Annotated in this window: 13 protein-coding genes; 3 read left to right on the top strand and 10 right to left on the bottom strand. The window is 67.9% G+C overall.

All coding sequences use genetic code 11. From position 1 onward, the window contains the following. Positions 1-8: 8 nt before the first annotated feature. The 6 genes from OX958_RS34060 to OX958_RS34035 all read right to left on the bottom strand — a co-directional run bounded on the left by OX958_RS34060 (position 9) and on the right by OX958_RS34035 (position 6,072). Entirely contained in the window at positions 9-470 is a 462-nt protein-coding gene (locus OX958_RS34060) for a sialidase family protein (protein ID WP_270134460.1), read from the bottom strand. A 98-nt stretch (positions 471-568) separates the two neighbouring features. After that, positions 569-2,422 (bottom strand): hypothetical protein, encoded by a 1,854-nt coding sequence (locus OX958_RS34055; RefSeq protein WP_270134459.1) that lies wholly within the window; start codon positions 2,420-2,422, stop codon positions 569-571. A 68-nt stretch (positions 2,423-2,490) separates the two neighbouring features. Continuing rightward, positions 2,491-2,931: a hypothetical protein gene (locus OX958_RS34050; RefSeq protein WP_270134457.1), complete on the bottom strand. Its 441-nt coding sequence runs from the start codon at positions 2,929-2,931 to the stop codon at positions 2,491-2,493. A gap of 25 nt (positions 2,932-2,956) precedes the next feature. Further along, positions 2,957-3,175: a hypothetical protein gene (locus OX958_RS34045; protein ID WP_270134456.1), complete on the bottom strand. Its 219-nt coding sequence runs from the start codon at positions 3,173-3,175 to the stop codon at positions 2,957-2,959. A 55-nt stretch (positions 3,176-3,230) separates the two neighbouring features. Continuing rightward, entirely contained in the window at positions 3,231-5,165 is a 1,935-nt protein-coding gene (gene acs / locus OX958_RS34040; protein ID WP_270139197.1) for an acetate--CoA ligase, read from the bottom strand. Between the two features lie 223 nt (positions 5,166-5,388). After that, positions 5,389-6,072 (bottom strand): hypothetical protein, encoded by a 684-nt coding sequence (locus OX958_RS34035; protein ID WP_270134455.1) that lies wholly within the window; start codon positions 6,070-6,072, stop codon positions 5,389-5,391. Between the two features lie 230 nt (positions 6,073-6,302). Between OX958_RS34035 and OX958_RS34030 the strand changes: the two genes are divergently transcribed. Further along, the gene (locus OX958_RS34030; protein WP_270134453.1) at positions 6,303-6,446 is read left to right on the top strand and encodes a hypothetical protein; all 144 of its coding nucleotides are present in this window, start codon (positions 6,303-6,305) and stop codon (positions 6,444-6,446) included. A gap of 29 nt (positions 6,447-6,475) precedes the next feature. Here OX958_RS34030 and OX958_RS34025 read toward each other — a convergent pair whose 3' ends face one another. Next, complete coding sequence (locus tag OX958_RS34025) at positions 6,476-6,925, bottom strand: MarR family winged helix-turn-helix transcriptional regulator (RefSeq protein WP_270134451.1); 450 nt, start codon at positions 6,923-6,925, stop codon at positions 6,476-6,478. Between the two features lie 118 nt (positions 6,926-7,043). Between OX958_RS34025 and OX958_RS34020 the strand changes: the two genes are divergently transcribed. Then, positions 7,044-7,460, top strand: a complete 417-nt coding sequence (locus OX958_RS34020) for a MarR family winged helix-turn-helix transcriptional regulator (RefSeq protein ID WP_270134450.1) — start codon at positions 7,044-7,046, stop codon at positions 7,458-7,460. Positions 7,461-7,480: 20 nt separating this feature from the next. Here the strand turns inward: OX958_RS34020 and OX958_RS34015 are convergent, their stop codons facing one another. Continuing rightward, complete coding sequence (locus OX958_RS34015; RefSeq protein WP_270134449.1) at positions 7,481-8,422, bottom strand: superoxide dismutase; 942 nt, start codon at positions 8,420-8,422, stop codon at positions 7,481-7,483. A 97-nt stretch (positions 8,423-8,519) separates the two neighbouring features. Here OX958_RS34015 and OX958_RS34010 point away from each other — a divergent pair, with 97 nt between their 5' ends. Next, on the top strand, positions 8,520-9,518 hold the full coding sequence (locus tag OX958_RS34010) for a winged helix-turn-helix domain-containing protein (RefSeq protein ID WP_270134448.1): 999 nt from the start codon (positions 8,520-8,522) through the stop codon (positions 9,516-9,518). 103 nt (positions 9,519-9,621) lie between these two features. Here the strand turns inward: OX958_RS34010 and OX958_RS34005 are convergent, their stop codons facing one another. Together OX958_RS34005 and OX958_RS34000 are read right to left on the bottom strand one after the other, a co-directional pair. Next, a complete protein-coding gene (locus tag OX958_RS34005; RefSeq protein WP_270134447.1) occupies positions 9,622-10,128 on the bottom strand; it encodes a hypothetical protein in 507 nt (168 codons plus the stop codon). Positions 10,129-10,333: 205 nt separating this feature from the next. Beyond that, positions 10,334-13,942: a discoidin domain-containing protein gene (locus OX958_RS34000; RefSeq protein ID WP_270134445.1), complete on the bottom strand. Its 3,609-nt coding sequence runs from the start codon at positions 13,940-13,942 to the stop codon at positions 10,334-10,336. Between the last annotated feature and the right edge of the window lie 142 nt (positions 13,943-14,084).

Raw genomic sequence — 14,084 nt, 5'->3', positions numbered from 1 at the left:
ATTCCGCTCTACTTCGGAAGCTCGACCTCCAGTGTGTAGTCCGTCCCTCCCGACGGTGGAACGTCGAACGCGGTCGCCAACAGCTTCCCGTTCTCCAGGACAGCCGACGTGACCCCTTGCCGGCCCGGCCCGGCGGTGCGCTTGTCCGGCAGGGGCAATGCCTGCCATGAACGACCGTCCCGGCTGAACCAGACGGCGGCGTCGATCTGGTCGTTGGGGCCTTCGTATCCGAGAGCCACCAGACCGTTCGGCACTGGGACCAAGGTGTGGGCGAACGCACTCCTCGGCTCGACGATCGGGCTCGCTGACCACGTGCGACCGCCGTCTTCGGAAGTCCAGCTGGTCCAGCCACTTTCGAGGTCGGCCACCGACCGGTAGTACTCGCCGACCACGACCAAGGTGTTGCCGATCCTGCCCAGAGCACGCACGCTCGCCGAGTACGCCTTCTTGGGAAGCGGCAACTGCACCACCGATGACCAATCCTTGCCGTCGGCCGACAACCAGACCGCCGGACCGTTTCCCCGGTCACCGCCCGCGACGAACCGCGAACCTGCGGCGATGACGCTGGTCAGCTCCGCGTCAGTGTCGTCCGAACCGCGCAGATTCTGGGCCGGCGTCCGCCGGGTCTCGAAGTCCGGACCGGGTGGGAGCGACCGGCCTCCGCGACCTTCGGTCCAGGTCTTCCCATCCTCGAATGCATGCTCCAGGCGTCGTAGTTGCCGTCACCGTCGTGACGCTGCCCCACGACCACCCAACCTCCAGGGCCCACGGCGACTGCCTGCGGACTCGGTCCGCCGTACGGCGACTTGGCCAGGGTCCCGAAGATCGGCGAGCTACTTTCGGCCCAGCGGCCTTGCTGATCGCGGATCCACACCGCGGCTCGGTCCCCAGTGGTCAGAATCTTGGTGCCGACGGCGACAACCCGGCCATCAGGGGTTGGTGCGGCATCGGCCAAGTTCAGGGCCACTCCGTTCTTGCGGCCCGGCAGGGTGGTCGCTTGCCACGTGGACCCGCTTCGGACCCAGGCGGTCGGAGCGCCGGAGACCTCACCGGCCACGACGAGTTCCTTGCCGGTGCTCAGGAGGCGATGGATGCCGGTCGAAGGTTTGCCCGCCGACGCCTCCGCAGGCAGGCTGGTGGGCAGTACTGCGCCGTCGTGGTACCGCCAGGCCGCGGGTTCGGTGCTTCCGCTCCGGTCGTTCGAGCCGACCAGAACGACGTCGGTGCCCACGGCAACGGCGTCGGCCACCACCTGGTCACCCCGGCCGCGCTGGCTACCTTCGTCGGTGCGATCGGTCAACTGGTCCCAGGTCGATCCAGCAGCCACGGTGGTATCGCGAGTGGTCGAGCTCGTCCAGCTCGTCGCCACCCACTCCTTTCCTGCCCTGGTCAGCGTTCCAGGCGAATCGTCGTAATCGGAGCCGAGCAACCACGGTTTCGCGGTGAGTCGCCAGGAACTCCCGGATGAGCCGCCTTCCAGGACGACGCCGTCCCAGCTGCTGTTGTCTCCGGTGTACTGGCCGCCCCTGACGAGTGCGACGAACTTCCCGGCGCCGACGGCCAGCGCGTTGTTGAAGACCTCGACGTCTTCCGCCACTTCGCCCTGGACGGAGGCACTGCGGAAGGTACTTCCGCCATCAGTCGAGTACCAGAACTGCAACCGGTCCGTGTGCTTGGGGTCATCCGGAGTGGACAAGTTGCCGCTGATCACTACTGTCTTGCCTGACGCGACTATCTCCGTGGCGGACACTGCACCCTTGACCGTGGGCTCGAGGCCGATGGCCGGCCCGGCGGTGCGGCGCCAGACCAGACCGTCGCTCGAACGCCAGTAGACCAGGTGGTCGTCGTTTCCCGCGGCGGCGAGCAGACTGTGACCGACCATCGCGAACCCCGTGGTCGAGACGGTGATGGCGGTGAGTTCGTCGGTGGCCGCGAAGATCTTCTCGTCGAGCGCCAGCCGCTGCCACGAGTTGCCGTCGGTGCTGTGCCAGAGCACAGGTCTGTTGTTGGAGGTGCCGATGGCAACAAACCTGCCTGGTCCGGCTGCGATGTCGGTCGCACTTTCGAAGGTGCCCGACCTGGCGGCCGACTCGGGGTCCAGTTCGCGCTTGGTCCAGCTGCCTCCGCCGTCCGTACTGGAGAGGAACAGGGGACGGCTGACCTTCGCGGAGACCTCGGAACCGACCGCTACGACATCCTTGCCTCGTGCTGCCACGGCTTGTAGCGCCTGTTCGGTTCGATCGCCCGGCGAGTAGGTCTTGTCCGCCTCCTGTGGAGTCGTCGGCACGTCGAAGACGACCGGTTGGATGGTGGCACCAGCAGCCCCCGGCTTCTCGCCGTCGCTCGACGTGCAGCCTCCGGCGGCGAGCCCGAACGCGAGTAACAGAACCGTGGTGATGACGCGGAGCCCCAGGCGCTTCATGCCCGAAAGTCTAGGGAGTTCGCACCTCGTCCGTCGGCGTCGTCAGCCGGCCTGTGGATAACTCCCGATCAGAGATGACCTGCGGCGATGCCCAGGGCGAAGGCGGTGCCGGAGAGGGCGAGCATGATGGTGGCCAGGGTGATCAGCTGGCGTTGGAGGGCTGGGCGTTCGGCGTCGGTGGCGAAGATGCGGCGGGGCCAGTGGCGCCAGGAGACGTACCAGAAGATGGCGGTCGCGATGAGCAGCAGAAGGGCCTTGACGGCGTGGATCCACCAGTTGCGGTGGTCCAGCAGGAGGAGGGCGAGGCCGGTGGTGGCGATCACGCCGATCAGGCCGAGGACCTTGTAGCGGTTGCCTGAGGCAATTACCGCGGTGAGGTGCTCGCGTTCCTCGTCGCGGCCGGCGAAGTACTTCTTCAGCTTCGGCTGGACCACGAACAGCGAGTAGGACATACCGCCCACCCAGGCGGCGGCCAGGCCGGCGTGGACGATGGCGATCAGCGCGGTCACGGGTCGATCATGCCCGCGGCGGAGGTCAGCGGCGGTTGCGGGGGTGGTTCTTGCCCATCCGCTCGTTGCCGCGCTTGTAGTTGCCGGTCCAGCGGGCCATCACTTCCTGCGGGTCGTCGTCGACCTCGGCCAGGAACTCGCTTGCGCGGGCGCCCCGCAGTACCGTCGCCGGCTTGCCGTGATGGGTGATCCGGACCGACCCGTCAGGGGTGGTCGCGTAGTCGAATCCGTTGGGTGCCGGCACCGAGCCATTCCAGCAGGAGCGGCTCGGTGCCGGCAACCAAATTAGGACGTTTCGGTCACTCGTCGCCGGACTTGCCGGAGTCCAGGTTGGTCTTGATCAGGTCCATCACCGTGCTGTCGGCCAGCGTGGTGACGTCGCCGACCTCACGGTTCTCGGCCACGTCGCGGAGCAGGCGGCGCATGATCTTGCCGGAGCGGGTCTTCGGCAGTTCGGCGACCACCATGATCTGCCGGGGCTTGGCGATCGGGCCGATCTCCTTGGCGACGTGGTTGCGCAGTTCCTGGACCACGTCCGGGCCGCCGTCGCCGGCCTCCGAGCGGAGGATGACGAAGGCCGCGATGGCCTGGCCGGTGGTCGGGTCGGAGGCGCCCACCACCGCGGCCTCGGCCACCTTCGGGTGCGAGACCAGCGCCGACTCGATCTCGGTGGTGGAGAGGCGGTGGCCGGACACGTTCATCACGTCGTCGACCCGGCCGAGCAGCCAGATGTCGCCGTCCTCGTCCTTCTTCGCGCCGTCACCGGCGAAGTACACGCCCGGCCAGCGCGACCAGTAGGTGTCCTTGAAGCGCTGGTCGTCGCCCCAGAGCGTGCGCAGCATGGCCGGCCAGGGCTTGGTGATCACCAGGTAGCCGCCGGAACCGTCCGGTACCGACTCGCCCGCGTCGTCGACGACGTCGATGCTGACGCCCGGGATCGCCTTCATCGCGGCACCCGGCTTGCCGGCGGTGACACCGGGCAGCGGGGAGATCATGTGCATGCCGGTCTCGGTCTGCCACCAGGTGTCGACCACCGGAGCGTTGTTGCGGCCGATGTTCTCCCGGTACCAGATGTAGGCCTCGGGGTTGATCGGCTCGCCGACCGACCCGATCACGCGCAGGGTGGAGAGGTCGAACTTCTCCGGGATCTCCTTGCCCCACTTCATGAAGGTACGGATCGCGGTCGGCGCGCAGTACAGGATGGAGACCTTGTACTTCTGGATGATCTCCCACCAGCGGCCCTGGTGCGGGGTGTCCGGGGTGCCTTCGTAGAGCACGGAGGTGGTCGCGTTCGCCAGCGCGCCGTACACGATGTAGCTGTGGCCGGTGACCCAGCCGATGTCGGCGGCGGTCCAGTAGACGTCGGTGTCGGCCTTCAGGTCGAAGACGGCCCACTGGGTGTACGCCGTACCTACCAGGTAGCCGCCGGTGGTGTGCAGGATGCCCTTCGGCTTGCCGGTGCTGCCGGAGGTGTACATCACGTACAACGGGTGCTCGGCGTCGAACGCCTCAGGCGTGTGCTCGGTCGACTGCTTGCCGACGAAGTCCTCCCACCACAGGTCGCGGTTCTCGACCATGGCCGTCTCCTGGCCGGTGCGGTTCACCACCAGCACGTTGCGCACGTCCGGGCAGTCGACCAGCGCGGCGTCGACGGCCGGCTTCAGCGCGGCCGGAGCGCCCCGGCGGTAGCCGCCGTCGGAGGTGATCACGACGCGGGCGTCGCAGTCCAGGATCCGGCCCTTGAGCGCGTCGGCGGAGAAGCCGCCGAAGACGACCGTGTGCGGGGCGCCGATGCGGGCGCAGGCGAGCATCGCGATGACGGTCTCGGGAATCATCGGCATGTAGATCGCCACCACGTCGCCGGCCTGGACGTTCAGCTCGAGCAGCGCGTTGGCCGCCTTGCTGACCTCGTCCTTGAGCTGGGCGTAGGTGATCTCGCGGGTGTCACCGGGCTCACCCTCGAAGTAGTAGGCGACCCGGTCGCCGAGACCGTTCTCGACGTGCCGGTCGACGCAGTTGTACGCCGCGTTGAGCTTGCCGTCGGCGTACCACTTGGCGAACGGCGGGTTGCTCCAGTCCAGCGTCTCGGTCGGCTCGACGGCCCAGGTGAGCCGCTTGGCCTGCTCCGCCCAGAAGCCCTCGAAGTCGGCGTCGGCGGCGGCGTAGGCGTCCGCCTTCACGTTGGCGTGCGCGGCGAGCCCGGCGGGTGGCTCGAACCGGCGCTCCTCGTGCATCAGATTCGACAGCGCATCGGACGGGGTGGACTCGGAACTGGTCACGTGGCTGACTCCTTGTTGAAAGCTGTCGGTGCACGTCGCGGGTACTACCGAAGCATTTCTACCAATTGCGGACCAGTGACGGAATTGGTGCGTCGCCCAGTCGGCCTCGATCTGCGCCGAACGGCTGGTACCGCGCCCGGTGTCACGGGCCCGGCACCAGCCGTAGCGGCGATCGCGATCAGCAGTCGCCGAGGCGCTTGCGGGCCAGATCCCGGATCTTGGTGATGAACAGGTCCGGCAGCGTGGTGGCCGGGCCGGTGCACAGGATGGTGCCCTCCTCGGGGGAGGTGAAGAAGTTGAAGTTCAGCGTCCGGACCTTCCAGCCGATCGGCACGCTCGGGTACGGGTACCGGACGCACTCGGTGTACTGGTCGTAGCCGCTGACCTGCTGGACGCCGCGGTACAGGCCGTAGTAACCGGGCTGGTTGAAGTTCCAGGTGACGGCGGTGGATCTCGAGGTGGTCGTCGATCCGGAGGTGACGACGGTGTAGTTGTACGTCGCCTTGATCGAGGTCGACACCTTGGCGATGACCACACCGGCCTCGGCCGAGGCGGAGACCTCGACGCCGACCGAGTTGGTCACCGACCGGGTCACCGTCTCCACCTCGGTGAGGGTGTCGGTCCGGGTGCCGGTGGTGCCGGGCGCGATGTTGATCGCGACCTGGTCGGTGATGACGGGCTTGACGCTCATCCAGGGGCCGTAGTAGCTCCAGACCTTCTGGCCCAGTTGGCTCGCGGTGCAGGACGAACCGTCGATCGGCGGCGGGTCGGCGGATGCGGCGCTGGTCAGGACGGTCGACAGCAGTACGCCGCCGGCCAGCGCGGCGATGGTGGCCCGCGCGGCCTTGGTGACAGATGACATGGGCGGTGTCTCCTCGTGAGGTGCGACCGGGCGTGGCGAAACGCCGCGATCGCGAGGGGGTCGGCATCGAGTGACGCCAGCGCGGAGTCAAGCAGTGGCGTTCGGTAGCGACAAGTGAGTGCACAAGTTCGCTGGAAAGCGGCCCGAAAGGTAAGGGTTTCACTTCGTTTCGCGGGAACCAGAGGCGGCCGGCGTGCATCTGAGCTGATGTGTCGTTCGAAGGAGCCGGGATGAATCAGCAGATCGAGATGGTGGCAGCGCAACCAGTTCCGCGGCGTCGGCCGTCCCGCGCCGCCCGTCGTCGGGTGCACGCTCGCGAGCACCGCGTCCGCCGTACTCAGCGTGCTGCTCGCGCGCTGCTGCCGAGCTGGTGACCTGAGCGCCGGCGGGTTCCCGCTGGTGATCAGTGCTGGTGGTGTCGCAGCACCTTGGTCAGCAAGGTGGTGAGCTGGTCCCGCTCCGAGGGGGTGAGCGGGGCGAACAGCTCGTCCTGAGCGGCTCGGACCAGGGTTTCGAGCCGCTCACGCTGCTGCTCGCCGGCCGGAGTCAGAGTGATGATGTTGCGCCGCCCGTCGGCCGGGTCGGGGGAGCGTACGACGTACCCGAGGTCGGCCAGCTCGTTGATCGCGGCCACCACGTCACTGCGGTCGATGCCGGTCCGCCGGCCGAGTGAGGCCTGACTGGCCGGCCCGTACTCCGACAAGGTCGCGAGCAACCGGTAGTGGTAGCCACGGGCGTTCCCGGCGGCGAACCTCTCGGCGACGATCCGCTGGGCGTGCAACGCGCTCTGCGTCAGCAACCAGCTGGGCATGCCCGACAGCTCGCTCGGTCCCGCTTCCTCACCGGTCGCCACTCGCGGAGTCTATGGGGTCGGCCGGTTGCAGGTTGCTGCAATTGGCCGGTTCGAAACCGCTGCCGACCCCCGAACCTGTGTCACGATGCGTGTTCGGGTCTTACCGGGGGTGGTCGTGATGGAGCAGCAGACCCTGCAACTGCTGGTCGGAATGCATCGGGTGGTGCGTCATCTGCGCCGGACGGGAGCGAGCAGCGCGCTGCACCCGACCCAGTTCATCGCGCTGCTGCTGATCGGGGACGAACAGCCGATCCGGATCGGCGAGATCGCGAACCGGGTGCCGTGCTCGCAACCGACGGCGACCACCACGGTCGCCGGGCTGGAGGCGGCCGGACTGGCGCGCCGTCAACCCGACCTGCTGGACGGCCGCGCGACCGCCGTCGTGCTGACGCCTCAGGGCGATGAGGTGGTCAAGGAGGTCGGGCGACAGGCGGTCGACGATCTCTCCAAGCTGCTGGTCCGGCTCTCCGACGAGGACCGCGCGCTGGTGCTCTCGGCCGGCGCGGTCCTGTCGCGGATGGCCGACGACCTCTAGGGTGCCGTGTCGGCAACTCGTCACCGGAGCCCCGGCACCACCGACACCGTGTACGGCGGAGTGCCGGGCGCGGCATCCAGTTGGCTGTTCACCCAAAGCAGGCGGTCGCCGTCCCGGGCGATCGTGGTCGGGGTCGAATTAGTTGCTGCGGGCATCGAATCGGCGATCACCCGGGCGGTGGTCCAGTCCCGGTCGAGGTGCGCGAGTCTGGTGACGTACTTGCCGCCGCCGGCGTTGTGAACGGCGTACAGGCGACGGCCTTCGAGCAGGTAGCCGTCGCCGGACAGGACGCCGTTCGCGCCGCTGACCGCCAGTGTCCGCACGGTCTTGGTGCGCAGGCTGATGCGATAGGTGACGTCCTGCCCCTGCTCGCCGACCAGGAGAGACCGGCCGTCGGTGACGATGCCGTTGAGGAAGTACGGCGTCGGCTCGATCTTGTCGCGGGTCAGCCAGGGCTTCAGCCGGCCGAGACCGTTCTCGGTGAGTGAGGCGCGCCAGAGCTGGTTGTGCGCGGAATCGGTGACATAGACGGCGTCCTCGGTGAAGGTGAAGTCGTTGAGGAAGGAGCCTTGCGCGGCGGGGCGGATCGCGAGGAGGTGACCGCGGGCGTCGTACATGTAGAGGTTCGACGTACCGGCACCGGCGACGAGGACGCGTCCCCAGCGATCAACATGTACGCCGGTCGCCGCGGTGCGGCCGTCGCTGCCGGCCGGCAGGAACGGCCTGAGTTTCGGGTGGCGCACCGAGCCGCGGTAGACGGCGCCGGTGCCGACACTGGTGACGTACATCGTGCCGTCGCGGGTCACCTCGATGCCTTCCGGGGTGTCTCCCGGAGTGGTCGAGACGACGTAGGTGTCCGGGCGGGGACGGTGTCGTTGATCGGCCTGTGCGACTGGCTGGACGCCCGCCGCGATGAGCGGAGCGGCGAGCAGGGCGGTGGTGGCGGTGCGTCGGGTGATCATCGGGTCAGCGTGGACGCTCAGTGGCCAGGCGCTCGACCGGTTTCGGGCAGGGCCGAAGGCGGGCGCCACTGGGCTCCGCACGAGGCACAATCGGGGCATGTACCGGATCCGCTTCCGCCCGGAGGACCTGGGCCGAGTGACGTTCCCGGCCGAGCCGGAGCCACTGTGGGAGGCTGCGCTGGCCGCGCGGGCGCTCGGCGACCACACGATCCCGTCAGCCGGACGCCGGTGGCGGCGAGCAGCGGCCCCGCTGGTCCGGCCGTCGATGAAGCCACTCTTCAAGCTGATCAGCCCATCCGGGCAAGTCCCGGACTTCCTCACGCCCGAAGTACCGGCACCCGGTCTGGAGTCGAGTCTCGCCGTACTGATGGACACGCCCGCCGACGTGATCCGGGACGAGCTTGCGCCGTATCTGCCGCCTGACATCGACCTGTTCATGCGGGGATTGCTGGCCGGGGCAGCGGAGTCGCGTACGGCGCTCGGCAACGCCGTACGGGAGTTTCACCAGGAGGTGCTGGTTCCTTCGGGAGTGGAGTTGGAGCGCCGCTACGGCGGGGACCTCGCGCTCCGCTCGCGGGCGCTGCTGCACGGTGGCGTCGACTGCCTGCTGTCCGGCCTGCATCCGGACCTCGAATGGGAAGCGCCGATCCTCACCGCGCACGGCCTCGGATCGGGCCGCGTGTACGAGATAGACCTGGCCGGCCGGGGCCTGATGCTCTACCCGTCCTCCCTGACAGCGGAGTTCCTCATGCTCGACGTCCCCGGCCGCCGCCCGGTCCTCACCTACCCGGCCGCCGACCTCCCGTCCACCGACGAGATCGACGCCGACGCCCTCGCCGACCTCCTCGGCCGCACCCGAGCCGCCGTACTCCGCGCCCTGACCACCAGCGCCAGCACCACCCAACTCTCCCGCCGCACAGGCATCTCCCTCGCCTCCGCCAGCGAACACGCCCGAGTACTCCGCAACGCGGGCCTGCTGATCACCCACCGCACAGCCGGCACCGCCCACCACTCCCTGACCCCCACCGCCCGCCGCCTGCTCGCCACCGGGCAGGCACCGGGCAGCTTGGGGCAGATAGCAAAACTCAAGCCCTAGGGGAGATCCGCCAGCTATAGTTGGCTTTGCCTCGGGACAGAATAGTTCCTTGGAAGTGGACCCGGCAGCCTTCCGGACGGTAGGTGGGCCGGGTCTTGCGCGTTCAAAGCTCCCGCAGCTGGCTGAACGCCGCCACTTCCCGGCGCCAGGCGCCGCCGTGTATCCAGGCCACGGCATCAGGCACCCAGAGCAGCGGATCCGCCTTCGGAGCCAGCAGCTCGAACCGCAACTCGAAACAACCGAACCGCTGAATCGCCGCATGCACCGCTTGCCGGTCGTGGTCCATGATCGACTCGTCCCGCTCGATCCTCAGCAGTTCGGTTGTTCCCGCGGAGTCCCGCACGATGGCTTCCAGGCATCGGCGGCGGTTGGCCAGCGTGTCTGTCTCCGCGAAGTAGAGGTCGACCAGGATGTGAAAGCCGTCGATCACCCGGAGGATCTTCTTTCGGCGAGGATCGCTTTCGTGGCGAAAGTGCAATCGCTCCTGTCCCGGGAGCAGTAGCCCGCGTAGGGCCTTGCGATGGACCGCGACGTCGCCGGCCTGGCAGCGCGCGGCTGCCATCAGGAGACCGCGCGACTTGGTTTCGTCGACGAAGACGTGGACTGGCATTGCCTGACTTCCCCCAGAGATGCGAAGTGCAAGCTCCGAGCCTTGCAGATCCTGGGGGATGGATCGTAGTAATCCACAGGGCAACTCGGGGCAGTTCGATCTGCCCGTTGGAATTTCTGCCGGGACCAGCGTTTGAGCAATAAAATAAGGGACGCAGGGGAGTGCGGCCGCCGGGGGTGAAACCCGGCGGCCGCTACTACCGGGCCTAGTTGCGGTTGATGGTGAACGTGCTGGTGGTGTTGCGGATGTCTACCGCGTTGTTGGACAGGGTGAGGTTGTTGAAGGTGACGGAGCCGACGGCGGGGCCTTGGCCCGGTTCGGGGAGTTCGTTGGCCCAGATGCCGAAGCCGGACTTGGCGTCGAACTGGTCGCCGGACTTGCGGGCGCCGGAGATCGAGACGTTCGTCAGGATCGTGTCGGCGACCGGGAACTGCGGTGCCGAACCGACGTAGTTCGTCTGGAACATGATCCCGCTGTAGGTGGGATCGACGATGTCGACGTCAGTGAGCCGGATGCCCTGGAAGACCTTCGAGGCGGAGAAGATCCAGATTCCCGGGAAGGTCTGGCCGTTCCAGAAGTGGCCGCCGGCCCGGGCCACGGAGATGTTCTCCCAGCGGGTCGGTGGGGTGGCGCCGAAGCCGTTCATCGGGATGCCGAAGTCGAGCGAGCTGATCGTGATCCCGGAGTACACCAGGGTGTCCGCGACGTACAGGTTGCGGAACACGTTGTTGGTGCCGCCGTAGACCGCGAAGCCGGCCGCCCGCCAGGTCAGGGTCGAGGTCAGGTTCTCGAAGACGTTGTCCCGGACCTCGCCCCCGCCGCCGTCGACGGCGTTGAAGAGCGCGAAGCTGTCGTCACCGGTACTGCGGGCGTCGTTGTTGCTGACGGTGTTGCCGGACGACCCGTTGGTCATGTTGATGCCGTCGGCGAAGGTGTCCCGGATCCGGCTGTTCTTGATGGTGGAGTTGTCGGTGTTGGCACCCCAGTACAGGCACATCTGGTGCTCGATCCAGATGTTGTCGATCGTCATGTTCGAGGTGCCGTTGAAGTTGAACACCTTGCCGGGACCGTCGTTACGGCTGTCGTAGTTGCCGAAGTACGAGAAGCCGCTGAAGGTCGAGCCGTTCGCCGACGACGAGGAGTCGAAGCCGACGTCGGTGTTGGTCTGGGTCGTCGGCGCGACGAACCGGGTGTACCAGGGACCGGCGCCGACCACCTTGATCGCCTTGCCGTACACGTTGAACTTGCTGGCCGTCGGGTAGGTCCCGGCGGGCAGGTAGACGCCCTGCAGGGTCGAGCTCTGCCGAACGGTGTCGATCGCGTTCTGCACGTCCTGCTGGCTGAACCCGGACGGGACCAGGAAACCGGTGCCCGGGTTGGCGATCGGCGCGACCTGCTCGGTGTTGACGAAGTCGATCGCGTAGTTGGTGTCGTTGCCGGGATCCTTCTGCAGCTTGATCTTCGTACCGGCCGGGAAGGTCCCGTCCAGCATGATGTTCGCCTCGTCGTAGATGTGCCGCGGCGATCCCGCTCCCGGCGAGTTGCCCGGGCCGGCCTCCGCGCCGTACAGCCAGGCGTACTTCGAGGTCAGCGGCAGCGCCTTGTGGAAGGTGCCGTTGACGTACACGTTGATGGTCGAGTTGATCCCACCGCCACCGGCCGAGTCCGGGATGGAGAACCGGGTGACCAGCGTGTTGGTGCTCGCCCGGGTGGTGAACTCGACGAACGAACCGTTGGAGTTCAGCGTGACCGCCCGGCGGCCGGACGCCTCACCGGCGAGGTTGCCGACGGTGCGGTTCGGGCTGAGCACGACCGCGCCGCCACCGACCGAGGCGTCCTCGGCCTCCAGGTGGTCGTAGGGCATGTTGGCGCCGCGACCCACGAAGAACGGCCGTTCGCTGGTGTTGTTGGTGCGCTTGACCGGCAGTTCGTTCGCGTCGTCGGCGAGCACCACGCGGACGGAGTACCGGCCGTTGGCAGCTGTCCAGGTGCCCAGGCTGATCGGAGCCGTGGTGGCGCCCGCGGCGATCGCACCGGAGTACGACGCCGTCAGGGTCCGTACGACGGTACTGCCGTTGAGCAGCGTCAGCGTGATGCCGTGCGCGCCGGCCGCCGACGCGATGCTGCCCTGGTTCTTGAGCGCGACCGAGAAGGTCACGGTGTTGCCGGCCGCCGGGTTGCCCGGGCTCCAGCTCACCGCGGACGCGATCAGGTCGGAGCTGGCGACCGGGGTGACGACCAGCGGTCCGGCGCTGTTGCCGGTGTTGTTGGCGTCGTTCTGCTCGATCACCGTGTTGGCTTCGTCCACCTTGGCGCTGAGCGGGTAGCTGCCGGCGTCGCGGGAGCCGATCGCTGCGGTCACCGTCGCGGACGCACCTGCGGCGAGCGCTCCGACGGCCGCGGTACCGACCTTGGTGGTGCCGAGGTAGAAGTTGACGTTGGTGGCCGGCGCGGCCGCGCTACCGGTGTTGTTCACCCGGGCGGACAGCGTGATCGTGTCGGTCTCGACCGGTGAGGTCGGGGTCCAGGTGACGTTGGAGACGGTCAGGTCCGGGTTCGGGGCCGGAACGCCCATCACCTGGAGCTCGGCCACCTGGCCGGCCGGCGCGCCGGTGTTGGCAGTGAAGTTCAGCCGTACGTCGGCCACCCGCGCGCTCACCGGGATCGTCACGCTGTTGCCGCTGGCCGGGCTGAAGTTGTACGACGCGGAAGCGGCGATCGTGGTGAAGCCGGTCGCCCCCTGCTCGCGGCCGAGGACGGAGAAGGTCTGGGTGCGGTTGCCCCAGGAGCTGTCCGGGTTGAGCCGGACCACGACCGAGCTGAGGTCGGCGTTCGAGCCGAGCTGAGTGGTCAGCGTGGCCGGGCTGCCGTTGCCTTCCCAGTAGGTCTGCACGTTGTCGTCGTTGGCGTTGGTGGCGACGAAGGTGTGCACGGAGCCGGACGCGGTGATCGGCTTGCCGAGCGCGAGGTTGTTGCCCGGGCCGTTGCTGCCGCCGCGGGTGACGGTGTTGCTGTTCGGCGACTGGTTGCCGACGGCATCTTTCGCGCGGACGAAGTAGCTGATCGAGGCGCTGGCCGGCTGGCTGTCGGTGTAGGTCAGCACGCTGCCGGCGAGGCTGGTGCGCAGCGCGCCGTTGGCGTACACGTCGTACCCGGTGACGCCGACGTTGTCCGTGGAGGCGGTCCAGGTGAGCCGGATCTGGCCGGCCGCGGGCTCGGTGAAGGCAAGGCTTCCCGGGGCGGTGGGAGCCTGGGTGTCACCGGTCGCGGGGCCGTAGACCTCGAGCTCGGACAGCTGCCCGGCGGGCCAGCCGGTGTTGGCGGTGATCCAGATCCGGATGTACCGCACGGTGGAGGTGCCGTAGTCGATGGTCACGGCGTTGCTCGGCGGGTTGAACGCGCGCGAAGCGGAGGCGGACAGGTCGTTGAAGTTCTGCCCGTCGGTGCTGCCCTGGACGGCGAGAGTCTGGTTGCGTGCGCCCCAGCCGCTGGTCGGCAGCTTCAGGACGACCTGATTGGTGCTGACCGAGGAGCCGAGGTCGACCTGGACCCACTGCGGGAAAGCGTTGTTGGCGCTCTCCCAGTAGGTGCCCGCGTTGCCGTCGGTGACGTTGGAAGCGGTGTAGTTCTGGTTGCTGCTGGTCGAGCTCGCGGACTTGCCGGCCGCGAGGTTCGGCCCGGCCAGTACCGCGGCCGCTGCGGTGACGCCGCGGTCGTGCTGGCCGACTGCGGCGAACATCGGTCCGGCCGACAGCACGAGGCTGCCGACGACAGTGGCAGCGAACAGTCGCCACTTTCCAGGTGTGGTTCTCATGGCATCCGGGGCCTCTCCGGTGGGCGGGGTGGTGAGGGCGCAAGGGAGTACGGCTGCCAAGAAAATTTCACGATGCCTGCAGAAGTTTCGTGACTTTGCCAATTTCTTGCGCAGCGCTGGCTCATTGTTACGGCAGTGCTAC

It is taken from the genome of Kribbella sp. CA-293567 (assembly GCF_027627575.1).
In the GTDB taxonomy this organism is placed as follows: domain Bacteria; phylum Actinomycetota; class Actinomycetes; order Propionibacteriales; family Kribbellaceae; genus Kribbella.
The sequence above is the reverse complement of the archived record's forward strand: the minus strand, read 5'-3'. Positions and strand labels throughout refer to the sequence as shown.